General features: G+C 70.8%; 21 protein-coding genes, 1 tRNA gene and 1 pseudogene. 10 read left to right on the top strand and 13 right to left on the bottom strand.

Annotated features, from left to right (window positions below):
• Window positions 1-3 precede the first annotated feature (3 nt).
• Window positions 4-480, bottom strand: coding sequence for a YbaK/EbsC family protein (locus ACPYN5_RS03845; protein ID WP_424447643.1), 477 nt, complete (start codon window positions 478-480; stop codon window positions 4-6).
• Window positions 481-574: 94 nt separating this feature from the next.
• Here ACPYN5_RS03845 and ACPYN5_RS03840 point away from each other — a divergent pair, with 94 nt between their 5' ends.
• Window positions 575-1645, top strand: coding sequence for a Glu/Leu/Phe/Val dehydrogenase family protein (locus tag ACPYN5_RS03840; protein WP_424447642.1), 1071 nt, complete (start codon window positions 575-577; stop codon window positions 1643-1645).
• 949 nt (window positions 1646-2594) lie between these two features.
• Here the strand turns inward: ACPYN5_RS03840 and mgtE are convergent.
• From mgtE to galU, 6 genes are all read right to left on the bottom strand, one after another.
• Window positions 2595-3953, bottom strand: coding sequence for a magnesium transporter (gene mgtE, locus ACPYN5_RS03835; RefSeq protein WP_424447641.1), 1359 nt, complete (start codon window positions 3951-3953; stop codon window positions 2595-2597).
• Between the two features lie 401 nt (window positions 3954-4354).
• The gene (locus ACPYN5_RS03830) at window positions 4355-4921 is read right to left on the bottom strand and encodes an NADPH-dependent FMN reductase (protein ID WP_424447640.1); all 567 of its coding nucleotides are present in this window, start codon (window positions 4919-4921) and stop codon (window positions 4355-4357) included.
• Window positions 4922-5011: 90 nt separating this feature from the next.
• A tRNA-Ala gene (locus ACPYN5_RS03825) sits at window positions 5012-5084 on the bottom strand.
• Window positions 5085-5139: 55 nt separating this feature from the next.
• Window positions 5140-6036 carry a large exoprotein gene (locus tag ACPYN5_RS03820; RefSeq protein ID WP_424447639.1) on the bottom strand — a complete coding sequence of 299 codons (897 nt, stop codon included), beginning with the start codon at window positions 6034-6036 and terminating at the stop codon, window positions 5140-5142.
• 66 nt (window positions 6037-6102) lie between these two features.
• A complete protein-coding gene (locus tag ACPYN5_RS03815; protein ID WP_424447638.1) occupies window positions 6103-6750 on the bottom strand; it encodes a GNAT family N-acetyltransferase in 648 nt (215 codons plus the stop codon).
• Between the two features lie 19 nt (window positions 6751-6769).
• Window positions 6770-7648, bottom strand: coding sequence for a UTP--glucose-1-phosphate uridylyltransferase GalU (gene galU, locus ACPYN5_RS03810; protein ID WP_424447637.1), 879 nt, complete (start codon window positions 7646-7648; stop codon window positions 6770-6772).
• A gap of 65 nt (window positions 7649-7713) precedes the next feature.
• On the opposite strand from galU, the gene ACPYN5_RS03805 reads away from it, so the two are divergent.
• From ACPYN5_RS03805 to mscL, 3 genes are read left to right on the top strand one after another with little or no spacing between them, the layout of a single operon-like run.
• Window positions 7714-8310, top strand: a complete 597-nt coding sequence (locus ACPYN5_RS03805; RefSeq protein WP_424447636.1) for a 5-formyltetrahydrofolate cyclo-ligase — start codon at window positions 7714-7716, stop codon at window positions 8308-8310.
• A gap of 13 nt (window positions 8311-8323) precedes the next feature.
• Window positions 8324-8599: an FmdB family zinc ribbon protein gene (locus ACPYN5_RS03800; protein ID WP_424447635.1), complete on the top strand. Its 276-nt coding sequence runs from the start codon at window positions 8324-8326 to the stop codon at window positions 8597-8599.
• A gap of 31 nt (window positions 8600-8630) precedes the next feature.
• Complete coding sequence (gene mscL, locus ACPYN5_RS03795; protein WP_424447634.1) at window positions 8631-9095, top strand: large conductance mechanosensitive channel protein MscL; 465 nt, start codon at window positions 8631-8633, stop codon at window positions 9093-9095.
• A 184-nt stretch (window positions 9096-9279) separates the two neighbouring features.
• Here the strand turns inward: mscL and ACPYN5_RS03790 are convergent, their stop codons facing one another.
• On the bottom strand, window positions 9280-13008 hold the full coding sequence (locus tag ACPYN5_RS03790) for an AAA family ATPase (RefSeq protein ID WP_424447633.1): 3729 nt from the start codon (window positions 13006-13008) through the stop codon (window positions 9280-9282).
• Between the two features lie 165 nt (window positions 13009-13173).
• Between ACPYN5_RS03790 and ACPYN5_RS03785 the strand changes: the two genes are divergently transcribed.
• Window positions 13174-13695: a methylated-DNA--[protein]-cysteine S-methyltransferase gene (locus tag ACPYN5_RS03785; protein ID WP_424447632.1), complete on the top strand. Its 522-nt coding sequence runs from the start codon at window positions 13174-13176 to the stop codon at window positions 13693-13695.
• Window positions 13696-13759: 64 nt separating this feature from the next.
• Here the strand turns inward: ACPYN5_RS03785 and ACPYN5_RS03780 are convergent, their stop codons facing one another.
• The gene (locus ACPYN5_RS03780) at window positions 13760-15376 is read right to left on the bottom strand and encodes a solute symporter family protein (RefSeq protein ID WP_424447687.1); all 1617 of its coding nucleotides are present in this window, start codon (window positions 15374-15376) and stop codon (window positions 13760-13762) included.
• A 17-nt stretch (window positions 15377-15393) separates the two neighbouring features.
• Window positions 15394-15744, bottom strand: coding sequence for a DUF485 domain-containing protein (locus ACPYN5_RS03775; protein ID WP_424447631.1), 351 nt, complete (start codon window positions 15742-15744; stop codon window positions 15394-15396).
• A 122-nt stretch (window positions 15745-15866) separates the two neighbouring features.
• Here ACPYN5_RS03775 and ACPYN5_RS03770 point away from each other — a divergent pair, with 122 nt between their 5' ends.
• Both ACPYN5_RS03770 and ACPYN5_RS03765 read left to right on the top strand, forming a co-directional pair.
• A complete protein-coding gene (locus tag ACPYN5_RS03770) occupies window positions 15867-16724 on the top strand; it encodes a LuxR C-terminal-related transcriptional regulator (RefSeq protein WP_424447630.1) in 858 nt (285 codons plus the stop codon).
• 21 nt (window positions 16725-16745) lie between these two features.
• Window positions 16746-17090, top strand: a pseudogene (locus ACPYN5_RS03765) (histone-like nucleoid-structuring protein Lsr2).
• Between the two features lie 28 nt (window positions 17091-17118).
• Here the strand turns inward: ACPYN5_RS03765 and ACPYN5_RS03760 are convergent.
• The 3 genes from ACPYN5_RS03760 to ACPYN5_RS03750 all read right to left on the bottom strand — a co-directional run bounded on the left by ACPYN5_RS03760 (window position 17119) and on the right by ACPYN5_RS03750 (window position 20142).
• Window positions 17119-18303: a glycosyltransferase gene (locus ACPYN5_RS03760; protein ID WP_424447629.1), complete on the bottom strand. Its 1185-nt coding sequence runs from the start codon at window positions 18301-18303 to the stop codon at window positions 17119-17121.
• Between the two features lie 126 nt (window positions 18304-18429).
• Complete coding sequence (locus ACPYN5_RS03755) at window positions 18430-19269, bottom strand: SDR family oxidoreductase (RefSeq protein ID WP_424447628.1); 840 nt, start codon at window positions 19267-19269, stop codon at window positions 18430-18432.
• 111 nt (window positions 19270-19380) lie between these two features.
• Window positions 19381-20142 (bottom strand): MBL fold metallo-hydrolase, encoded by a 762-nt coding sequence (locus ACPYN5_RS03750; RefSeq protein WP_424447627.1) that lies wholly within the window; start codon window positions 20140-20142, stop codon window positions 19381-19383.
• A gap of 151 nt (window positions 20143-20293) precedes the next feature.
• Here ACPYN5_RS03750 and ACPYN5_RS03745 point away from each other — a divergent pair, with 151 nt between their 5' ends.
• From ACPYN5_RS03745 to ACPYN5_RS03735, 3 genes are all read left to right on the top strand, one after another.
• Complete coding sequence (locus tag ACPYN5_RS03745) at window positions 20294-20638, top strand: ArsR/SmtB family transcription factor (protein ID WP_424447626.1); 345 nt, start codon at window positions 20294-20296, stop codon at window positions 20636-20638.
• Window positions 20635-21333 carry a cation diffusion facilitator family transporter gene (locus tag ACPYN5_RS03740; RefSeq protein ID WP_424447625.1) on the top strand — a complete coding sequence of 233 codons (699 nt, stop codon included), beginning with the start codon at window positions 20635-20637 and terminating at the stop codon, window positions 21331-21333. Before ACPYN5_RS03745 ends, ACPYN5_RS03740 begins: the two co-directional genes overlap by 4 nt.
• Before the next feature lie 127 nt (window positions 21334-21460).
• Window positions 21461-22609 carry a zinc-dependent alcohol dehydrogenase gene (locus ACPYN5_RS03735; RefSeq protein WP_424447624.1) on the top strand — a complete coding sequence of 383 codons (1149 nt, stop codon included), beginning with the start codon at window positions 21461-21463 and terminating at the stop codon, window positions 22607-22609.
• Window position 22610 lies beyond the last annotated feature (1 nt).

The raw sequence follows: 22610 nt of genomic DNA, 5'->3' as shown, positions 1-22610 counted from the left end.
CCGTCAGACCACCGCGACGACCGTGCCGCCGGTGAGCCGCACCAGTTCGTCGAACGTCAGCGGGAACACCGTGTGCGGGGTGCCGCCGGCCGCCCAGATCTCTTCGTACTGAACCAGATCCTCGTCGATGAGGGTCGTGAGCGGCGCGGGATGCCCGGTGGGCGCGACGCCTCCGATCGCCTGACCCGTGGCGGCACGAACCTGCTCGACGCTCGCTCGCTCGATCTCGGTGCGGCCGGTGCGGCGGGCGAGCGCCGCGGTGTCGACGCGGTGGGCGCCGCTGGTCATCACCAGCAGCGGCTCGCCGTCGGACCAGAAGACGAGGCTGTTCGCGATCGCGCCGACCTCCACGCCGAGCGCCGCCGCGGCCAGGGCGGCCGTCGATGCGGCATCCGGCAGCACGACGATCTCGCCGGGGATGCCGGCTGCTCGCAGGGACTCGTGGACGATGCGGCTTCGCGGCGGCAGATCGAGGGGCACGCTGACACTCTAGAAGGGGCACAATGGGCTGGATGCCGCAACGCCGCGGCACGAAGAGCACGAGCCCACAAGGCTCCGCCGAAAGAGGATCGCGATGACCCACGCCCTGCCCCTGCCCGATTTCACGCACGAGCGCGTGGAGGTGATCACGGGGCGGCGGAGCGGCCTCTTCATCACCGCCGCGCTGCACTCCTCGGTGCTCGGCCCCGCCCTCGGCGGCGCACGCGTGTGGACGTATCCGCACTGGAGCGACGCCCTCGGCGACGCGCTGCGCCTGTCGGCCGCGATGACGCTGAAGAATGCGGCGGCGGGCCTGGATGCCGGCGGCGGGAAGGCCGTGATCGGTCTGCCGCCGGGAACCGTCCTCGACGCCGAGCGTCGCCGCGCGGCCTTCCTCGACCTCGGCGACGCCGTCGAATCGCTGGGCGGCCTGTACCGCACGGCGGAGGATGTCGGCTCCACCACCGACGACATGCTCACCGTCAGCGAGCGCACCGGCCACGTCGTGGGCCTTCCCGACCGCGTCGGCGGCTCGGGCGAGCCGGCGGGTCCGACGAGCATCGGTGTCCACGCATCGTTGCTCGCGACACTCGAGCGCGCGACCGGCGCTCGCGAGGTCGCCGGTCGGCGCATCACGATCGCCGGGCTCGGGCAGGTCGGCAGCCGCCTCGCCCTGCAGCTCGCCGCCGAGGGAGCGGAACTGACCGTCACCGACGTCAATCCGGCCAAGCGCGAGCTCGCAACGAGCCTGGATGCCACGTGGATCGATCCCGCCGAAGCCCACCTCGCCTCGGCCGACGTGTTCGTGCCCGCCGGCATCGGCGGTGTGCTCACGGATGAGGTGATCGACGCACTCGATGCGCGGGCGGTGTGCGGCCCGGCGAACAACCCACTGGCGCATCGCTCTGGGGCGGACCGACTGGCCGCCCGCGGCATCCTCTACGCGCCGGACTTCGTCGTGAACGCGGGTGGCGTCATCTACCTCGACCTCGCCGCGAAGCAGCGCGACCGGGGCGAGATCGCGAGCCGTGTCGAGGGCATCGGCGACGTGCTGCGCCGCATCTTCGACGAGGCGGAGGCCCGCGGAGTCACACCGCTCGCCGCCGCCGAGTCGCTGGCCGCGGAGCGCCTCGCCGCCGGCGCCGCGCGCGACGCCCTGGTCTGACCCCGGGTCGGGGGTTGGGGTCGGGCCCGGGGTGGTGCACCCTGGCTCGGGTTCGGGGCGCCGGGATGCAAGGGATCATCGCCGACACACCGACCGAACGGCATCCACCCCGGCGCGTTTGACCACGATCGCTTGCATCCCGGAACCGCGACAGGCTGGGGCGGGGCGCAACGGGGTGAGGCGGGGTGGGGCGGGGTGGCGGGGTGGGGCGGGGTGGGGCGTGACGCGGTGCCCACTCCCGCTCGCCGCATCCGCTCGCCGCTTCCGCTCGAACCGGGATGCACGGGATCATCGCCGACACGCCGCCCGAACGGCATCCGCACCGGCGCGTCGCGGCCGATCCCTTGCATCCCGGAACCGCAACAGGTGGGAGTGGGGCGCGACGGGTTGGGGCGGGGCGCAACGGGGTGGGGCGGGGTGGGGCGTGACGCGGTGCCCACTCCCGCTCGCCGCTTCCGCTCGGACCGGGATGCAAGGGATCATCGCCGACACGCCGGCGGAACGGCATCCGCACCGGCGCGTTACGCACGATCCCTTGCATCCCGTGATTCCGACGAGGTCGGCCGGGGCGCGACGGGTTGGCTCGGGCGCGACGAGGTGGATCGGGGAGAGCCCGACCAGCCGCCCACTCCCGCTCGCCGCATCCGCTCGGACCGGGATGCAAGGGGTCGTCGCCGACACGCCGGCGGAACGGTATCCGCACCCGCGCGCCACGCACGATTACTTGCATCCCGGAACCGCCAGAGGCGGGAGTGGGGCGCGACCAGGTGGGGCGGGGTGGGGCGTGACGCGGTGCCCGCTCCCGCTCGCCGCTTCCGCTCGGACCGGGATGCAAGGGATCGTCGCCGACACGCCGGCGGAACGGCATCCGCACCGGCGCGCCGCTCACGATTCCTTGCATCCGGAAACCGCGACGGCGTGAAGCGAGGCCCACCCGACCGTGCGCAGCTCAGATCTGCAGGATGGCGCGGGCGATCAGGAAGTACAGGATCAGGCCGCTGGCGTCGACAAAGGTGGTGATGAACGGGTTCGAGAAGACGGCGGGGTCGACGCGGATGGCGCGCGCGAGAAGCGGCATGACGCCGCCGACCGTCGCCGCCATCGTGCACACCGCGATGAGGGTCGCACCGATGACGAGACCGATCCGCACGTCGTAGACCAGCGCCGTGACCCCGAACCCGACGAGACCGAGGATGCTGCCGAGGAAGAACCCGACCCGCACCTCGCGCGTGAGCACGCGCACGACGTCCCGAGGTCGGACATCCCCGAGGGCGAGGGCACGGGTGACGGTCGTCGCGGCCTGATTGCCGGTGTTGCCGCCCGTTCCGATGAGGAGCGGGACGAACAGCGCCAGCACCGTGATCTGAGCCAGGGTCGCCTCGAACGCCGAGAGCACCTGGACGGTCAGGGTGGCCCCGACGGCCAGCACCAACAGCCACACGACCCGCGAACGCACGATCTGGACGATCGGCGTCGAAAGGTACGGCCGGCGCAGCGGCTCGGCCCCGCCCTGGCGCGCGGCGTCCTCGGTCTCCTCGTGTTCGAGGATGCGGGCGGCGTCATCGACCGTCAGGATGCCGACGAGGCGCTCTTCGCTGTCGACGATCGGCAGCGCGAGCAGGCCCCGCTCGGTGCACCGGCGGGCGGCGGTCTCGGCGTCGTCGTCCACACCGGCCGTCTGGGCGGGCTGCATGATGTCGCTCACAGCGTCACTGGGCTCGGCGGCGAGCAGATCGCGCAGGCTCACGACACCCGCGACGCGGCGTCCACCGTCGACGACCGGCAGCGTGTACACCGTCTCGGCATCGTGCAGGCGGGCACGCACCCGCTCGAGAGCACCCGCGACGGTGCTGCCGATCGGAACGGAGACGAACTCGGGGCTCATGCGGCGCCCGATCGACCCGCGGCGATAGCCGAGGACCGCGGCGGTCATCTCGCGCTCACGCGGCGGGAGGCCCCGCATCAGCCGCGAGGCGAGAGAGGCGGGCAGCTCGTCCACCAGCCAGACTCGATCGTCCGGGTCGAGGTCGGCGAAGATGTGGGCGACTTCGGCGTCGCGGAGATCGCCGATCAGCTCCCCCTGCATGTTCGGAGAGAGCTCCTCGAACACCTGCAGCGCGTGGTCCTTCGGCAGCAGGCGGTAAGCGACGGCGCGACGGCGGCCGTCGAGCCGCTCGAGCACCTCGGCCAGGCGATCGGGCTCGACATCCGCCAGAGACGCCGCAGCGGACGGCAGGTCTCCGCGCGACAGGGGTGCGGCGATGCCGTCGACGACGATGGTCAGTTCGTTGATCTGCTCCGGAGTCATGGGAGCCCTCCTCGTGTGGACGCGCGTGCGTCCGCGGCGTCGTCACGAGGACGACGGCACGGCGCACATCGCGAAGCCTGCTGGTGCGACGCACCGCGCGGCTATTCCACTCAGAGGACGATGTCGTCGAGCGGCCCGGCAGCGGGCGTGGCGCTGATGATCTCGCGATGGCAACTATCACCGCTCATGGAGCACCTCACCTCGCTTCCTTGTGCTCGTGTGCAGACGGGGCAGAAGAGGATCCGCCGTCGACGCGGGTTTGCCGGCGGCGTCGAACGGATGCCGCTTCCCCACCGACAATCGTACGGCCCGCAGCCGGGGAGAACGGACGCACACCACGCCACGACGACGGCAGGGCGCCCGACCGCATGGCCGGGCGCCCGCCGTGAGGGGTCGGCCGGTCAGCTGACGGCGGCGAGGTTCTTGGCGACGTGCGCGTGCACGGCCTTCAGCCACGACAGCAGGAACTCCGACGTCGACTCGTTGGTGACGGTCCCGTCGTCAGCGATGAGCCCGTCCGTCAGCTGGAGGTAGCCCTCCGGCTGCGCGAGCTCGGGCGATGCGAGGAACGACAGGATCGAACGCAGGTGCTGCTGCGCGACCGCCGTGCCGACGGCGCCCACCGAGATGCCGATGACGGCCGAGGGCTTTCCGGCGAAGCTGTTGTCGCCCCAGGGGCGGCTGGCCGTGTCGAGGGCGTTCTTGAGGACGCCCGGCACCGAACGGTTGTACTCGGGGGTGACGATGATGACGCCGTCGACCCCCTCGACCGCGGCCTTGAACTCCGCTGCCTCCGCCGGGATGGCGCCATCGTTGTCCGCCGAGTAGAACGGCAGCGCGGCGATGGGGATCTCGGTGAGCTCGAGGTCGGCCTGCGGCGCGAGCTTGGTGAGCGCGTTCGCGAGACGACGGTTGATCGAGGTCGACGAGATGCTGCCGACGATGACGCCGACGTTGTAGGTGGTCATGGATGAAACCTCCCGGGGAATCAATTCAGTTGCATACAGTGTACGCGCCCGAGAATGTGAAAAGCCCCCGCAGTGCGGGGGCTTTCTCCGTGGACCTGAGGGGATTCGAACCCCTGACCTCTTCATTGCGAACGAAGCGCGCTACCAACTGCGCCACAGGCCCGGAATTCCTCAACACTATCACGCTGCCGAGGCCGTCCCGTGCGCTGCGCGCGGGGTCAGCCGGCGGCGCGCTGCGCCAGCAGGCGCCGGACGTGGTCTTCGATCTCGGCGTCGTCGGCGAAAACCGCACGCGACGCGGCGGGAGCCTTCGCCGCGCGGCTGGCGTCGAGGGATGCCGGGGCACGGCGCTCGGCTTCGCGCTGGATCGCCTCTTCGACGGCGGCCCGGCGCAGCGCCTCGCGGGCGTCGACCTCGTCCAGAACCGCGGCAGCGCGCGACCCGGCGGATGCGGTGAGGGGGCGCGGGAGCTCGCGGGGCGTCCAGGTGGTGCGTGCATCGGCGAACTCGAACTCGGGGACGACGGCGGCAGCGGGCTCGACCCGAGCGACGGCAACGGGCGCCGACGCGGCCGCGCGAGCGGCACGACGCGCCACCGCGGCCATGCGGCTGAGGACGATCGTCGCGACGAGAAGTGTCGCGACACCCGCGACCAGCACGATGGCCGTGCCGGAGGTCGCCGCGAGCCAACTGCCGGCCCCGGTCGCCGCGACAGCGAGGACGGCGATGATGGTCGTCGCGAGGCGGACACGGCGGCGGATGCGAGCGCGGTGTTCGGGCGAGGCGACGCGCGCCGTGCGGGCGGTGCGGACCTCGCGTCGAGCCTCGACCAGCTGGCGGCGTTCGCTCTCGAGGCGCAGCTGCTCCTTCTCGTGCTGGACCTGACGAGCCAGCTTCTGCTGGGCCAGAGCCGTGCGGGTCGACAGCTCGACACGCACCTCCCCCGGCGTCTCAGCGGTCTCCGCGAGCACGCGCAGCGCCTGGTTCAGCCGGACGGCGTTGCGTTCGGCGGCGTCGTATCGGTAGCGACTGTGCCAGGAAGGAAGCAGATAGACCATCCACAACGCGACCGCGACGAGGACGATCACGCCGCCGCCGAGAACCTGCCCACCCATGGGGACAACCGTACGGGGCATCGCGCGTCGCGACACAGCTGACACGCGCGTGTCTGAAGTTCTTGTTCAGGTTGAAGGTTCTATCCCCGCGGCGCGACGGTCCGCGAGCGGCACCGCCGCCGCGTCTCGCGGAACCGATCCGTCGACCCAGCGCCCGAGGACGCCGCGCGGGACCTCGTCTGCGACCAGCGCGAAGGCGAAGTGGTCTCGCCAGTCGCCGTCGATGTGGATGTAGCGACGGCGCAGCCCCTCGTAACGGAAGCCGAGCTTCTCGACGACGCGCAGGCTCGCCCGGTTCTCGGGACGGATGCAGATCTCCATGCGATGCAGCCGCAGCTCCTCGAAGCAGAGATCCGTCGCGAGCGCCACGGCCGTGGGCGTGATCCCCTTGCCGGCGAAACGCTCGCTCACCCAGTATCCGATCGTCGCCGACGACAGCGATCCGCGCGCGATCCCCCAGACGTTCAGCTGACCGGCGATCTCGCCCTCGTGCTCCATCACGAACGGCACTCCGGCGCCGTCGCGGTACTGCTGGAGCAGCCGGCGGATGCCGAGGCGCATGTCGAACGACACCGGCCCGTCCGGGCTGGTCGCCTCCCAGCGCTGCAGCCACGAGCGGTTCGCGAGAAGCTCGGATTGCAGGGCGCGGGCGTCGCGCGGCCGGACGAGCCGGATCGCCACCGGTCCGTGGTGGCGGGGTGCGGTGGCATCCACGCGCGTTCCCGTTCTCGTGTCAGAGGGTTGTGACGAATTCCTGCAGCCAGGGACGCAGCTCGGGACCGAGGTCGTCGCGGTCGGAGGCGAGCTGGACGATCGCCTTGATGTAGTCGAGCCGGTCGCCGGTGTCGTAACGGCGACCGCGGAACACCACGCCGAGCACGCCCTCGGTGGTCGCGAGCTCCTGGAGCGCGTCGGTCAGCTGGATCTCGCCGCCCTTGCCGGGCTCGGTGCGCTCGAGGATCTCGTAGACGTTGGGCTTGAGGACGTAACGGCCGATGATCGCGTAGTTGGAGGGCGCGTCCTCCTTCTTCGGCTTCTCGACGAGACCCGTGACCTTGACGACGTCGGGGTCGTCGGTCGCCTCGACGGCTGCGGCGCCGTAGAGGTGGATCTGGTCGGGGTCGACCTCCATGAGGGCGACGACGGTGAGGCCCGAGCGCTCCTGCTCGGCGATCATCTTCGGGAGCAGCGGATCGCGCTCGTCGATGAGGTCGTCGCCGAGCATGACCGCGAAGACCGCGTCTCCGACGTGCGCGCGCGAACGCAGCACCGCGTGGCCGAGGCCCTTGGGCTCGCCCTGACGGACGAAGTGGATGTCGGCGAGGTCGGACGACTCCTGCACCTTGCGGAGCTTGACCTCGTCGCCCTTGCGAGCGAGGTTGTGCTCGAGCTCGGGGACGGAGTCGAAGTGGTTCGAGAGGTTGTTCTTGTTGCGACCGATGATGATCAGGACGTCGTCGATGCCCGCGTGGGTCGCCTCCTCGACGACGTACTGGATCGCGGGCTTGTCGACGACCGGCAGCATCTCCTTCGGCATCGCCTTCGTGGCGGGAAGGAAGCGGGTGCCGAGGCCTGCGGCGGGGATGACCGCCTTGATGCGCTGCTGAGACATGGGTCCACCATATCGATCAGGTCGCGCCGATGAGCAGTTCCACGCCCACCCTTTACAATCGGGGCATGTCCGACGCGATCGACAACGCCAAGCGCGCTCTGCGGGCGGACCTCCGAGAACGCCGGTTCGGGATGTCGGATGCGGCACGCGAGACCGCCGCCGACGGCATCCGCGCCCAGCTCCGTGAGCTCGTCGCACGCACCGGCGCCCGCTCGATCTCGTGCTACCTCTCCGCGCCCACCGAGCCCGGTACGCGTGCCTTCATCGACGAGGCGGTCGCCGCGGGCGTCCGCGTCCTGCTGCCGGTCAGTCGCAGCGACGGCCTGCTCGACTGGGTCGTTGCGGAACCGGGCGCCGCGGTCACGGACGGGCTGTTCGGCCTTCCCGAGCCGATCGGAGAGGTGCTCAGCCCGATCGCCGTCGGCGAGGTCGACCTGCTGGTGATCCCGGCAGCAGCCGTCGACGCCGCGGGGATGCGCCTGGGCTGGGGTCGCGGCTACTTCGACAAGACCCTCGGTTCGATGGAGAACCGTCCTCCGGTCTATGCCGTTCTGTTCGACTCCGAACTCGTCGACGAGGTGCCCCGCGATCTTCACGATCAACCGGTCACCGGTGTCGTCACCCCCACCCGAACCGTCGTCCTCGCCCGAGAGACGCACTGAGCACCGAGGAACCATGCCCACCTACGCCTACGCCTGCAAATCATGCGGGCACCGCTTCGACGCGGTCCAGTCCTTCGCCGAACCCGCCCTGACGGTCTGCCCCGAGTGCTCGGGCGAGCTGCGCAAGCAGTACGGATCGATCGGCGTGACGTTCAACGGCGGCGGCTTCTACCGCACCGACTCGCGGGCCGGATCGACCGGTTCGAACTCGGGCGGTGGCGACGCATCATCGTCTTCGGCATCATCGAAGTCCGAGGCGCCGTCCTCCCCCGCTGCGGCGGGTTCGTGACATCCGGCCCGGCCGGAGGAAGAGGAGAGTCATGATCAAGGGCTTCCGCGATTTCATCATGCGCGGCAACGTCATCGACCTGGCCGTCGCCGTCGTCATCGGCGGCGCGTTCACGGCGGTGGTGAACGCGATCGTCGCGAGCATCATCAATCCTCTCGTCGCACTCGTGTGGCAAGCGGATGAGAACGGCAACGCCGGTTTCCCGGTCGAAGGCCTCCACGGCACCGTCATCTTCCCGGTCGGCGCGCTTCTGACGGCTGTGATCAGCTTCTTCGCCGTGGCGATCGTGGTGTATCTCGTGTTCGTGGTGCCGATGAACCGCTGGAAGGAGCGCCAGGCGGCCAAGGCGGGCGTGGTCGAGGAGACCGCGAAGCTGCCGACCGAGCAGGAGCTGCTGATCCAGATCCGCGATCTGCTCGAGCAGAACCAGGCCGCATCTTCCGCTCCCGCGACGCGCCGCTCGCAGGCGACTCCCCCGGCGGGCCCCACCGCCTGAACGTCAGTAGTGCGGCGGGACGTCGTTCCGCATCCGCGCATCGTTCGGACCCGATGCCCCGGTCGCGCCCTCGGCGCCGGCCGGGGCATCGCTCGTCAGGTCGGCGGCAACCGGCTCCGCGTCCGTCCCCGGCGCCGCGGTCAGTCGCGCGCGGCGCGGTCCGACCCGCTCGACGCGCTGTCGCTCACTCGATGACATCGAGCGGCTCAGTGCTCGCATCCGCGGTCGGCGCCTCGGGCTCGACGCCCAGGATCGCGGCGACGCGCGCGGCGACGCCGGCCGGGTCGCTGTAGAGGTCGAACGAGTGCACGCGGATGTAGTGCCAGCCGAGCCGGCGAAGGATCTGAGGCCGCAGCCGCAGCGACTCGCGCAGCGACTGGCCGATCGTCTCGGGGTCGCCCTCGACCACGACGGCCTTGCCGTCCCGCTGGGCCACCAGGGGCAGCAGGCCGCGGTACGCGACGTCGACGGCCACGCCCAGCCGGCGGAGGTTCTGCGCGAGCGCGAGCGTCAGCGGATCGGCGAGGTCCTCGAGGCGGGCCTCGCGGGCGCGGGCGGCGATCCCACCGAGGATCGACATGAGGGTCGCGGCACCGTTCTCGAGGCGGCCGTCGTCGAACGCGGAGGGCCGGATCGACGAGACGATGACCATCGAACGCCGCGCTCGCGTCATCCCCACCGTGAGCAGACGCTCGCCGTCGGGCCCGGACAGCACCCCGAAGTCGCTCAGCACGCGGCCGTGGCGGGTCAGGCCGTAGCCGAGCGAGAACACGACGCGGTCGCGGCTCTCGGCGACCGACTCCTCGAGCCCGAGCACGGCGAACGGCTCCGCGGTCTCGCGGCCGACGAACTCGGCGACGTCCGACCTGCCGGCGAACGCGGCTTCGACGGCGGCGCGGATGCGGAGGGCGTGCTTGGTCGACGCGGTGACGACCATCAGCGACTCGTTCGGGCGGTTGACGGCGTGCTCGACCACGAGCGTGACGACGCGCGCGACCTCGGCATCCGGGCTCTCGACCGCCCCGGAATCGGGATCGGGCGCCCCGACCCCGCCCTCGACGTAGTCGACGCTCAGGCTGCCGCGACCGAGGTACGAACCCGCCCAGGGGAACGACATGATCTCGCCGCCGTAGAAGGCTTCGTTGACGAGTTCGGCGAGGTCTTCGCCGCCGGCGCGATAGCTGCGGGTCAGCGTCTCGACCGGAACGATCTCGGCGAGCCGCTCGAAGACGCTGGGCTCTTCCGGGTCGACGACGGGCTCGTCGGAGGGATCGCGATCGGCGGCGATCTCGAAGGGGGTGGGTCGCTGCGTGACCGGGTCGCCGAACGCGACGACCTGCCGACCGCGCCGCAGGGCGGCGGCCGATTCGGCGACACTGAGCGCACCGGCATCCGCGAGCACCACGACGTCGAACACCGGGCGGGCGGGCAGAGCCGCGACCTCGTAGGGTGACGCGATCCAGACGGGTGCGAGCGTACGGAGGAGCTTGGGAGCGACGGCGAGCAGCTCGGCCGCTGAGGCGGTGCCCTCGCGGAGCGCGGCTTTCAGCGACGCGGTCTCATCCGCCTCGTCGACGATCGCGATCTTCCACCTCGTCGCGAGCTCGGCTGCGAGCTGCTGACCGGCTGAGGCGGCGTGCGCCTCGTCGACGAGGCGGAAGTCGCGCTCGAGCCGGTCGACGACGCTGGTGTTGGCTCCCAGCAGTGCGCGGTCGCTGCGCAGCATCGCCTCGAGAGCGGACTGCCACCATGCGAACTCGAACTCCGCCGCGACGCGGTCCTCGGGCACATGGCGCACCGAGAGCTCGGTCAGCAGGCCGTCGAGCCCCAGGGCAGCGAGCTCGCCGCGCAGCGTCGCGCGCTCGACGAGGTTGTCGAACACGTCGGAGTCGGCGGCGAGACCGGCGAGGGTGCGCACGAGCTCGGGGATGGGGGTCGACAGCAGGTCGTGGCCCGGGCCGAGCACACGCGACAGCTCGGCGAGGTCGGCGTCGACCCGCTGCCATGACGTCGCGACGGCGTCGAGACCCGCGGGGATCTCGGGCACGACGCCGACCTCGGTCAGGCGCTGCCACTGCTCGCGCTGCTTCTGAACCCGCACGAGGGCGTCGTGCATGTCGGTGACGTGCATCCCGGGGCGCACGTACTCCTTCGACAGACGCCGCAGGCGGCGGCGCGTCGCACCGTTCATGTCGGGGGTGTCGCGTCGCGTGGAGTGCGCCTCGATCAGGTCGCCGAGCGGCCGCTCGAAGACGGTGAGGCTGAACCGGTCGAGCGAGGCGCGGATGCCCTGCAGCAGCCGGATGTACGCGCCGAGCTCGGCGAGCGTCGTGAAGGGCCGCATCCGCGTCTGTCCGATGAGCTCGTACGCGCGCTCGAGGATCTCGGGGATCTCGCTGCGGTGCAGCCGGCCCGCCAGCGCGTGCGCCGCGCGGGCGTGCTCGGTGGTGTCGAACGCGACGCCGTACCAGGGCGAGTCGTCGGGGCCGAAACGGAACTCGCCCAGCCGGGCGGCGGTCGCCAGCGACGTGGCGGCCTCGGCGCGGCGCGTCGACAGGCGCTGCAGGGTCGCGGCGTCGAACCGCGTCGCGGCCGACGGCTGCGGGTTCTGGGCCGCGATTGTCGTGAGCTTCTGCAGGACTTCGAGCGGTGAGACTCCGAGCATCGGATGCCGCTGCGTCAGCGAGACCCGGTAGTCGCGCAGCACCGTCCGCAGCCGCACGAGGGCGTCGTCGATCTCGCCCATCTTCGGGTGCTGCGCCTTCTCGTTGCGCGCGATCGCACGGATGAGGTCGCGGTGGGCGCTTCGGGGCGTGACCGCGAGACCCGGCAGACCGATGCCGGCGAGGCGGTGGCGCACGCCCTCGAGGGTCGAGCGGCGCGCGCTGACGACCAGCACGCGCTTGCCGCGTCGAACGAGCTCGCCGACGGCGTTGATGATCGTCTGCGTGCCGCCCGTGCCGGGAAGGGTGTGCACGACGAGCGACTGCCCGGCGACGATGCGGTCGAGCACGCCCTCCTGCTCCGCGTCGGCGTCGAGCAGGAGCCGGTCGGATGCCGGGGGCCGGTCGTCCGACGGCACGGCCTCGGGCACCGGGTACCGCGTCGCCACGAGTGCCCGGTCGTCGTCGTGTCCGGCGAGCGCGTTGAGGACGGGCACGTCGAGGTCGGCGGCGTCGCGTTCGGCGCGGGCCGCGACGTCGGCGAAGGTCGAGACGATCAGGCGCGGCTGCACGGTGAAGGTGTCGACGTGCGCCGTCAGGGCGCGTAGGTGGTCGATGACGGGCTGCGGTTTGAACACGCCCCCGTCGTACGCGAGCGCGGCGAGCCCGCGGCGGTCGAGGTCGATGCCGAAGTGCGTCCGGGCGATCTCGACGAGCTCGGGGTTGACAGCGAACGACCCGTGCAGCTTCAGGTCGAAGTCGCCGTGATGGCGGCGGATGGCGAGGGGGCGCAGCAGGACCGGAGCGTTGTAGGTGAGGCCGCCGGCGCGCCACGAGGCGAAGCCGACGCCGAGGTGGACGGTGTCGAGGCCGCGGGTGGTGCGGAGCTCGACGTCCTTCGCGGTGATTCGACCGGCGGCGAGGCGGGCGGTGCGCAGCGCGACCTCGTCGCGGAACAGGTTCGACAGCAGCGTCGACCGACCCGTGATGAACTGCGGCAGGCTGCCGGGATGCGCCTTGGTGATGTCGATGCCGACGTCGTCGGAGGCGATGTAGTGCAGCAGCGTCGACCGCCCGCCGAGGCGGGCCGCCTGCACGCGGATGCGCTCGCGCTCGGGGTCGGCGACGTGGGCGACAGCCACGTCTTCGTCGGCGACGGCGAGCTGCGCCGGGGTCACCGAATCGACCCGCACCTCATCGGCCGCGTCGGGACGGACGGCTCCTCGATCTCCTCGCCACACAGCACACACCCTAAGCGGCGCGCCTGCGTCCTGCCCTCAGGCGCCGCCGAGTTTCGCGCTATTGCCGACACGCCGGACGATCGGCGGTTCCTCCCCCGGTCCGGGTCGCGATGGTCGCTCCCCCGATGCGGTACTCAGCCGGGCACCGGCGTGGGCGCCCGGGATGATGGAGCCATGACCGACGCAGCATTCGCCGTGCATCCCACGCCCGTGGGCGATGCCCTCCTCGTCGTGACCGAGACGGGCCTGATCCACCTCGACATCCTCGAACGCCCCGTCGACATCGCCGTCGCCGATCTCGCGCTCTCCCTCGGCGCACCTCCCGATCACGACCCCGGGGCCACCGCCGCGATCGCCGGCGAGCTCGACGCGTACTTCGCGGGGCGGCTGCGCGAGTTCCAGGCGCCCATCGACTGGCTGCTCGCCCCCGCCGGGTTCGCACGCGAAGCTCTCCGCGCCGTCTGCAAGGTGCCGTACGGCGAGGTCGCGACCTACGGCGAGATCGCGATCGCCGCCGGTTCGCCTCGCGCTCACCGCGCCGTCGGATCGGCCTGCGCCCGCACCCCGATCTCGATCGTCGTGCCCGCTCACCGGGTGGTGCGCAGCGACGGATCGATCGGCGAGTACGGCGGTCATCCCGAGCGCAAGCGCTTCCTGCTCGATCTCGAGAGCAGCCCTGCTTCCGGTCGCGTGTAGGCCGCGCCGGAACCGCGACGGCCCCGGGCATCGCGCACCCGGGGCCGTCGTCATGATCGGCGGTCTAGTGATCGACCGCCTTCTCCGCACCGTGGCCGGTGAGGGATCGGACATCCATCTCCGCCGCTTTGACCGGGTCCTCGCGGCGCCGTTCGGTGACCGAGCCGAGCCACCCGAGGACGAAGCCCAGCGGGATCGAGACGATCCCGGGGTTGTTCAGCGGCCAGATCGCCGATCCGACGTTCTTGAAGACGCTCGTCTCGGTGCCCCAGAACACCGGCGACAGCACGATCAGGATGATCGCGGCCGCGAGCCCGCCGTACATGCTCCACACCGCGCCCCGCGTCGTGAACTTCCGCCAGAAGAGGGAGTAGATGATCGTCGGGAGGTTCGCCGAGGCGGCGACGGCGAACGCCAGCGCCACGAGGAACGCCACGTTCTGCCCCTGCACTCCGATGCCGCCGACGATCGCGAGGATGCCGATCACGATGACCGTGCGGCGCGCGACCTTGACCTCGCCGTCGGGCGGCACGTCGCCCTTCTTGACGACGTTGGCGTAGATGTCGTGAGCGAACGACGCGGCTGCCGTGATCGTCAGACCCGCCACCACCGCGAGGATCGTCGCGAAGGCCACCGCCGAGATGAAGCCGAGCAGCAGCGGACCGCCGAGCTCGAGGGCCAGCAGCGGCGCAGCCGAGTTGACACCTCCCGGCGCCGACGCGATGCGCTCGGGTCCGACCAGAGCGCCCGCCCCGTAGCCCAGCACGAGGGTGAGCAGGTAGAAGATGCCGATGAGCCAGATCGCCCACACCACCGAGCGCCGAGCCTCCTTGGCGGTGGGCACCGTGTAGAACCGCATCAGCACGTGCGGCAGGCCGGCGGTTCCGAGCACGAGCGCCACTGCGAGCGAGATGAAGTCCCACGGGTTCGCGCCGTACTGCAGGCCCGGCCCGAGGATCGCCTCGCCCTTCGGCGAGGCGGCGACCGCGCTCTCGAGCAGCGTGTTGAGGTTGAACCCGTTGATCGCGAGCACCCAGATCGTCATGACCAGCGCGCCGCCGATGAGCAGGGACGCCTTGACGATCTGCACCCAGGTCGTGCCCTTCATGCCGCCGATGAGGACGTACACGATCATCAGCACACCGACGACGGCGACGACGATGGACTGCCCGACCTGCTCCGTGATGCCGAGCAGCAGCGACACCAGGCCACCGGCCCCGGCCATCTGCGCCAACAGGTAGAAGAAGCACACCGCGAGCGTCGTGATGGCTGCCGCCATCCGCACCGGCGTCTGCTTCAGGCGGAACGAGAGCACGTCGGCCATCGTGAACTTGCCGGTGTTGCGCATCAGCTCGGCAACGAGCAGCAGCGCCACGAGCCAGGCCACGAGGAACCCGATCGAGTACAGGAACCCGTCGTAGCCGTTGATCGCGATGGCGCCGCAGATGCCGAGGAAGGATGCCGCCGACAGATAGTCGCCGGCGATCGCGAAGCCGTTCTGCGGGCCCGTGAACGATCGGCCGGCCGCGTAGTAATCGGCCGCCGTCTTGTTGTTGCGGCTGGCTCGGATGACGATGAAGAGCGTGACGGCGACGAACGCTCCGAAGATCGAGATGTTCAGCACCGGGTTGTTGTCGACGGTCTCACCCGCCGCGACGACGACGGCTCCGAGGCCGGTCACCGCGTCCCAGAATCCGTTCACGAGCCGGTCTCCTGTCGTTCGAGATCGTGCCGGATCGACGACGAGATCGGGTCGAGCTTGTGATTGGCGTACCAGACGTACCCCATCGTGATCGCGAATGTCGTCACGAACTGACCGAGCCCGAACAGCAGCCCGACGGTGACATCGCCCCACACCCGCTGCGACATGAAGTCGGTCGCGAACGACGACAGCAGCACGTACACGAAGTACCAGACGAGGAAGACGACCGTCAGCGGCCACACGAAGCTGCGGTGTTTGCGCTTGAGCTCCTGGAAGGGCGCCGACTGTTCGACGGCGATGTAATCCACTCCTCCGGGAGGCGGCGAGTGGGTGTTCGATGCGGTCATGTGGCCTCCTTGCCTCATGGTGAGCAACTGCTCCCCCGACCGTCGTCGTCGACGGACCGCGGTGGTAGGGTCGACGCTACGAAGGCGGCAACGAGGCCGTCACCCCCGGAAGTAGGTAGTGCGTGGCGGCGCTGACAGAATCCGAGAACGACTCGCAGCTGGTCTCCCGTGCTGTCGACGATCTCGCCCGCAGCACACGCTTTCCCGTCGTCTTCGGCGGTCTCGAGAGTCAGGGCTCGGTTCATGTCACCGCCATCGCCGGCGCCCGCTCGCACGCGATCGACGACCTGGTCGTGCGCGTCGGCCGCGGACTCGGCGGCGCCGCCATGGCCGAGAAGCGCCCGCGCCTCGCCCTCGACTACCGCACGGCGCGCACGATCACCCACGACTACGACCGCGCGATCCTCGGCGAGGGGATCTCGACCCTCTTCGCGGTTCCGATCGTCACCGACGGCCGGGCACGCGGCGTGCTCTACTGCGGCTCGTGGTCTCAAGCCCCGGTGGGCGACCTCGTCGCACGCCCGGCATTCCGCGCCGCGGATGCGATCAGCACCGAACTGCGCATCCGCGACGAGGTGCAGCGCCGCCTCACGCTCGCGCCGACGCCGCAAGCCGCGGCAGGGCTGTCAGCGGCGGCACGAGAAGACCTGCGGGAGAGCTTCGCCGAGCTGCGCAGCATCGCCGCCACGGTCGATGACATCGAGCTGCGGGCGCGGCTGGCCGCGGTCGAACGTCGGCTGACGACGGTGGCCGGCGAGGGCGCGACGCCGGCGGCGGATGCCGAGGTGCAGCTGTCGCCGCGCGAGCTCGACGTGCTCGCGTGCTGCGCGCTCGGGTCGACCAACGCCGAGATCGGTGCCGCTCTGAACCTGAAAGAGGGAACGGTCAAGTCGTACCTGCAAGCGGCCATGGCCAAGCTCGACGCCTCGACCCGCCATGCCGCCGTAGCACGAGCCCGGCGCATCGGGCTCCTCCCCTGACCCGACGCTAGGGTGATCGGCATGGCACGCAAGATCATGCACCAGCTCGTCGACGACATCGACGGCACCGTCCTCGAGGTCGGCGACGGCGAGACGGTGAGGTTCTCGCTCGACGGCGTCGCCTACGAGATCGACCTCACGGACGACAACGCCGACCGTCTGCGCGACGCGCTCGCCCCCTTCATCACGGCAGGGCGCCGCATCAGCGCCGGCTCCGTCGAGCGTGCGCCCGCGCGCACGCAGCAGCGGTCGGGCCAGCGCGACTAAGCGCCGGTCCGCGCATGGGCAGCGGAGAACGGATACGAGATCTCCGAGCGCGGCCGCATCCCCGCCAGCATCCTCGAGGCCTACGAAGCGGCCCACTGACGCCGAGGCGGCTCGCACCCCGTCCGCGTCAGGCGGCGATGCGCAGACGGCTCCGCTGACCCGCGACGACCGATCCGTATTCGGCGATCATCCGGTCGCGCCCGAGGCGAGCGCGCGCGGCGAGCGCGGCACCTCCGAAGGCCGCGCGCTCGGCGACCGCCCGGCGCCATCCGCGTGCGATCGCGTCGGGGTCGCGAGGCGTGACGATGCCGAATCCGGCGACGAGGCGCGCAGCGTCGCCGACATCCGTCGTGACGGGGACAGCGCCGCTCGCCGCTCCCTCGAGCAGGCAGAGCGGAGCGGCCTCGCCGAAAGCGCTCGTGAGCGACACGACATCGGCCGCCCGGTACACGGCCGGCATGTCGTCGCGGATGCCCAGTCCATGCACACGGTCGCCGCCCAGGCTCTCCAGCAGTTCGCGCAGGCGCGGGTTCTCGCCCGTCATGCCCGCGCCGCACATGACGTAGTGCGCATCCGGCACCAGCGCACGGTGGGCGGCGACCGATCGCAGGAAGAGCCCGGGATCCTTCATGTCGTCGAAGCGGGCCGCGTAGACGATGACGGGGGCCTCGTCGGGGATGCCGAGTTCCCGGCGCACCGGGTCGCCGCCGCGCGTGATCGACGGGCGGAACCGCGACAGGTCGATGCCGTTGTCGACGACGTGGCGCTGCGCGTCACCGAGCACGGGCGCGTAGGCGGCATCCGTCGAACGCGCGCACGACACCGCCGCCGAGACGATCCCCCGCCGCACGCTCTCCGCCAGCCACGCGAGGGCGTCGCCGGAGTGCTCCGGGTCGGACCGGTGGAGGCACGCCACGACGGGACGGTCCGGAAGCATCATGGCCTCGTCGAGCGCGAGCAGGAGGCCGAGCGGCTGCTCCTTGAGGGTGAGGACGACGTCCGCCGCGGCGATGGCGCGCGAGGCGGTCCGCAGCTGACGCGACGAGAACGTCTCCGGAGCGTGCGGCGCTGGCCCCGCCGTCTTCCCCAACGAGGTGATGGCGACACCCGAGCTCCGCAGCGCCCGGTACCTCGGGTCGGCCGTCATGTGCTGCACCGTGGCATCGCGCCTCGCACGGGACGCGATCGCGAGGACGCTGTGGCGTTGACCCCCGGCTGCGTGAAGCCCCGCGACGACATCGCTGTGCAGGATGCGGGCTCCGCCGGCGAAGAAGCCCTCGGTGAGGGAGAGGACGCGAAGCGGAGCGTTCATTCATGGCCTTCGGGATCGACGCGACAGGTGCGATCCATCGTGCGGCAACGCCCGCCCGTGGCAAATGAACCACGGACGAGCGTTGCGTGAACGAACGGCGATGACCGTCGGCGCCGAGGGCCGGGCTCAGAGGATCGGCTTGCCGCCGGTCACCGCGAGGCGCGCACCCGAGATGTACGACGCCTCATCGGAGGCCAGCAGCACGTACGCCGGCGCGAGCTCGGCCGGCTGCCCGACGCGTCCGAGCGGGGTCTGCTCGCCGAAGCTCTCGACGGCCTCCTCGGGCAGCGTCGCGGGAATCAGCGGCGTCCAGATGGGTCCTGGCGCGACGCTGTTCGCGCGGATGCCGCGCTCACCGAGCATCTGCGCGAGCGATGCCGTGATGCTGGCGATCGCGGCCTTCGTCGCTGCGTAGGGCAGGAGGTTCGGTGACGGCTGGTCGGACTGCACCGAGCTCGACCCGATGATCGCCGCGCCCGCGCCGAGGTGCGGAAGCGCCGCCTTCACGAGGTGGAAGTAGGCGTCGACGTTGGTCGCCCAGGTGAAGTCCCACTCCTCGTCGGGGATCTCCTCGACGGTCTCGCGGTTCATCTGGAATGCGGCGTTGCTGACGAGGATGTCGAGGCCGCCGAGCTCCTCGACGGTGCGCCGCACCACCTCGCGGCAGTGAGCGGGATCGGAGATGTCGCCCGGGATGAGGACGGCACGGCGGCCGGCATCCTCGACGAAGCGCTTGGCTTCCTCGGCGTCCTCGTGCTCGTTGAGGTAGCTGATGGCGACGTCGGCACCCTCGCGGGCGTACGCCAGCGCCACCGCCTTGCCGATGCCGCTGTCGCCGCCGGTGATGAGCGCGCGCTTGCCGGTGAGCTTTCCCGAGCCGCGGTAGGTGTCTTCGCCGTAGTCGGGCTTCGGCACCATCTTCTGGTCGGTTCCCGGGACGTTCTGCTGCTGGGGTTCCATGGTCATCCCTCTCTGTCGTCGAACGGTGGATCCACTCGACCGCGAGTGCGCGTCGGATTCACGGGGGTTGACACGCGGCGGCGGCATCCGTCACCGCTCGATGCGTCTCGGGGTGCGTCAGTCGACACCGTGCGAGCGGGCGATGGCGACGGCGGCGGCGATGCCGTCGTCCCCCCAGGCGTCGCCATGGCCGGGCAGCACGATCCGGGCTCCGGTCTGGGCGAGGAGCGTCAGCGACTCCAGTGCTTCGGAGCTGTGCGCCGTGGCGGCGCGGGCGACGACGCGCGGTCCGGTGCGGCCGGTGTACGGATCGAGCGTGACCAGCGCGTCACCCGTCAACAGGACGCCGCTCGACTCGAGCAGGAACGCACAGTGCCCGTCGGTGTGCCCGGGGGTCGCGATCGGGAGGATGCCGCCGGCGAGCGCGATCGATACGCCGGGAACGATCACCGGGTCGGCGCGCACTCCCTTCACGCCGAGCGCGCCGCCGGCCACCATGCGGGCGAGGATCGGCAGGGCACCGGGGTACCGGAAGGGATAGGGGAACCGCGCCGACTCGTGCGCGTAGCGATAGGGATGACGCGCCAGTTCCTCGTCGCCGGGGTGGACCTTCGCCACGAGATGGTGCTCATCCGCCAGACGGTCGCACATGCCGACGTGGTCGAAGTGTGCGTGGGTGAGCAGCAGCGCATCGATGTCGGAGACCGTCGCGCCCACCGAGGCGAGGGCCTGTTCGAGCAGCGGCCAGGTGCGCGGCAGCCCCGCGTCGACGAGGACGAGTCCCCCGTCCGAGACGATGAGGTAGGCGTTGACCCCGCCGCGAGCGAGCTGGAGCACGCCTGCGGCGACCTCGGACACGCGTGGTCGGTGATCGGTCATGACTCTGCCCTTCTCTTCGGTCGGAGTGATCCTGCGCCGCGTGTCCGGCGAGCGCTCGGGGGTTGACAGGTCGCGCGCCTGCGGGCCGCCGCGCAGGGGCGCTGCACTTCCCACGTCATCGTTGATTCATCGTTCGCTGTACCGTTGCGGTATGACGACCGCCACCGTATCCGCGACAGCGACGCACACCGCGGCGCTGGCCCGCCTCGGCCACGCCCTCTCTGACAGCACCCGAACGGGAGTGCTGCTCGCTCTGCGCGAGGCCCCGGCGTATCCTTCCGACCTCGCCGACGCCCTCGGCGTCTCGCGTCAGGTCATGTCGAATCAGCTCGCCTGCCTGCGTGGCTGCGGCCTCGTGGAGGCGGTACCCGACGGACGCCGCACGTGGTACCGGCTCGCCGATGACCACCTCGCCCCCGCCCTCGACGAGCTGCTGCGGGTCGTGCTCCACCTGGAGCCCGGCTGCTGCGCCGGAGAGAGCTGCACGTGCGCATGACCACCGCAAGCCCCCGACTCACTGCCGACCGGCGGCTCGCACTGCGACGCCGCATCCGCTGGATCGTCACCGCGACGATCGCCTACAACGTCATCGAAGCCGTCGTCGCGATCACCGCCGGCACGGTGGCATCGTCAGCCGCACTGATCGGGTTCGGCCTGGACTCGACCATCGAGGTGCTCTCGGCGGCCGCCGTCGCGTGGCAGTTCACCCGCCGCGATCCCGAACGGTGGGAGAAGAGCACGCTCCGCGTGATCGCGGTCGCGTTCTTCGCCCTCGCCGGTTACGTCACCGTCACATCGGTGCTCGCGCTCATCGGCACAGCCGACGTGGAGCACTCGACCGTCGGCATCGTCATCACGGCCCTCAGCGTCGTCGTCATGCCGTTCCTCTCGCTCGCGGAGCGTCGCGCCGGTCGGGAACTGGGTTCGGCCACGGCTGTCGCCGACTCGAAGCAGACCCTCATCTGCACCTACCTCTCTGCGGCGGTGCTGGTGGGCCTGGTCGTCAACAGCCTGTTCGGCTGGTGGTGGGCCGACGCGATCGCCGGCCTCGTCATCGCCGCTTTCGCGATCCGCGAGGGCGTCGAGGCGTGGCGCGGCGATGCGTGCGCCACCTCGGTCGGCATGCTCCTGGAAGATCAGGACGACGCCGACCACGGCCAGCACCACGACCACGACCGTCGAGCGGAGTGAGACGTGAGGGCAGCGGGCCGCGCGGCGCGGGCACGATAGCGCCCGGTCCCCCTCGCGTCCAGCCCGTGGGCGTCAGCGCTCATGCGTCGCAGGGTGACGGCACGAACCCCGGCAAGAGAGGCGATCGATGAAGGCCATGACCTATCGCGGACCGTACAAGGTGCGCGTCGACGAGAAGCCCGATCCGCGCATCGAGCATCCGCACGATGCCATCGTTCGCGTCACTCTCGCGGCGATCTGCGGCTCGGACCTGCACCTCTACCACGGCATGATGCCCGACACCCGGATCGGCCACACCTTCGGCCACGAGTTCATCGGCGTGGTCGAGCAGCTGGGCGGCGCCGTGACGAACCTCGCGGTGGGTGATCGGGTGATGGTGCCGTTCAACATCTTCTGCGGATCCTGCTACTTCTGCGCTCGCGGGCTCGTGTCGAACTGCCACAACGTCAACGCCAACGCGACCGCGGTCGGCGGCATCTACGGCTACTCGCACACCGCCGGCGGTTACGACGGCGGTCAGGCGGAGCGCGTGCGCGTGCCCTTCGCCGACGTGGGGCCGACCGTGATCCCGGAGTGGATGTCGGACGAGGACGCCCTCATGCTCACCGACGCGTACTCGACCGGGTACTTCGGCGCGCAGCTGGGCAGCATCGTCGAGGGCGACACCGTCATGGTGCTCGGTGCCGGTCCGGTCGGTCTGGCCGCGGCGCAGTCGGCGTGGCTGATGGGCGCCGGCCGAGTGATCTCGTTCGATCACCTCGACTACCGCCTGACGAAGGCGCGCGAGTTCGCCCACGCTGAGACGGTCAACATCTCGGAGCACCGCGACGTCGTGGTCGAGATGAAGAAGATGACCGACTACCTTGGCGCCGATGTCGTCATCGACGCGGTGGGTGCCGAGGCCGACGGCAACGTGACACAGCACGTCACCTCGGCCAAGCTCAAGCTCCAGGGCGGGTCGCCGGTCGCGCTCAACTGGGCCATCGACGGTGCCCGCAAGGGCGGCCGCGTGTCGGTCATCGGCGCGTACGGGCCCCTGTTCAGCGCCGTCAAGTTCGGCGACGCGCTCAACAAGGGACTCACTCTCCGGATGAACCAGGCGCCGGTGAAGCGCCAGTGGCCGCGCCTGTTCGAGCACATCCGCGCCGGCTACATCTCGCCGCGCGATCTCATCACCCACCGGGTCCCGCTCGACGACATCGCCGAGGGGTACCACATGTTCTCGTCCAAGCTCGATGACTGCGTGAAGACCGTCGTCGTGCCGTCGGAAGGCTGAC

Source organism: Microbacterium arborescens (genome assembly GCF_049707515.1).
Taxonomy (GTDB): domain Bacteria; phylum Actinomycetota; class Actinomycetes; order Actinomycetales; family Microbacteriaceae; genus Microbacterium; species Microbacterium arborescens_B.
Note: the sequence above shows the minus strand (reverse complement) of the source record. Positions and strands in the feature narration are given on the sequence as shown.

Bases quoted from the DNA above. Each gene is read 5' to 3' on its own strand.
- ACPYN5_RS03840 (WP_424447642.1), top strand. From the start codon at position 575: ATGACCCACGCCCTGCCCCTGCCCGATTTCACGCACGAGCGCGTGGAG.
- mgtE (WP_424447641.1), bottom strand. From the start codon at position 3,953: ATGACTCCGGAGCAGATCAACGAACTGACCATCGTCGTCGACGGCATC.
- ACPYN5_RS03830 (WP_424447640.1), bottom strand. From the start codon at position 4,921: ATGACCACCTACAACGTCGGCGTCATCGTCGGCAGCATCTCGTCGACC.
- ACPYN5_RS03820 (WP_424447639.1), bottom strand. From the start codon at position 6,036: ATGGGTGGGCAGGTTCTCGGCGGCGGCGTGATCGTCCTCGTCGCGGTC.
- galU (WP_424447637.1), bottom strand. From the start codon at position 7,648: ATGTCTCAGCAGCGCATCAAGGCGGTCATCCCCGCCGCAGGCCTCGGC.
- ACPYN5_RS03805 (WP_424447636.1), top strand. From the start codon at position 7,714: ATGTCCGACGCGATCGACAACGCCAAGCGCGCTCTGCGGGCGGACCTC.
- ACPYN5_RS03800 (WP_424447635.1), top strand. From the start codon at position 8,324: ATGCCCACCTACGCCTACGCCTGCAAATCATGCGGGCACCGCTTCGAC.
- mscL (WP_424447634.1), top strand. From the start codon at position 8,631: ATGATCAAGGGCTTCCGCGATTTCATCATGCGCGGCAACGTCATCGAC.
- ACPYN5_RS03785 (WP_424447632.1), top strand. From the start codon at position 13,174: ATGACCGACGCAGCATTCGCCGTGCATCCCACGCCCGTGGGCGATGCC.
- ACPYN5_RS03775 (WP_424447631.1), bottom strand. From the start codon at position 15,744: ATGACCGCATCGAACACCCACTCGCCGCCTCCCGGAGGAGTGGATTAC.
- ACPYN5_RS03760 (WP_424447629.1), bottom strand. From the start codon at position 18,303: ATGAACGCTCCGCTTCGCGTCCTCTCCCTCACCGAGGGCTTCTTCGCC.
- ACPYN5_RS03755 (WP_424447628.1), bottom strand. From the start codon at position 19,269: ATGACCATGGAACCCCAGCAGCAGAACGTCCCGGGAACCGACCAGAAG.
- ACPYN5_RS03750 (WP_424447627.1), bottom strand. From the start codon at position 20,142: ATGACCGATCACCGACCACGCGTGTCCGAGGTCGCCGCAGGCGTGCTC.
- ACPYN5_RS03745 (WP_424447626.1), top strand. From the start codon at position 20,294: ATGACGACCGCCACCGTATCCGCGACAGCGACGCACACCGCGGCGCTG.
- ACPYN5_RS03740 (WP_424447625.1), top strand. From the start codon at position 20,635: ATGACCACCGCAAGCCCCCGACTCACTGCCGACCGGCGGCTCGCACTG.
- ACPYN5_RS03735 (WP_424447624.1), top strand. From the start codon at position 21,461: ATGAAGGCCATGACCTATCGCGGACCGTACAAGGTGCGCGTCGACGAG.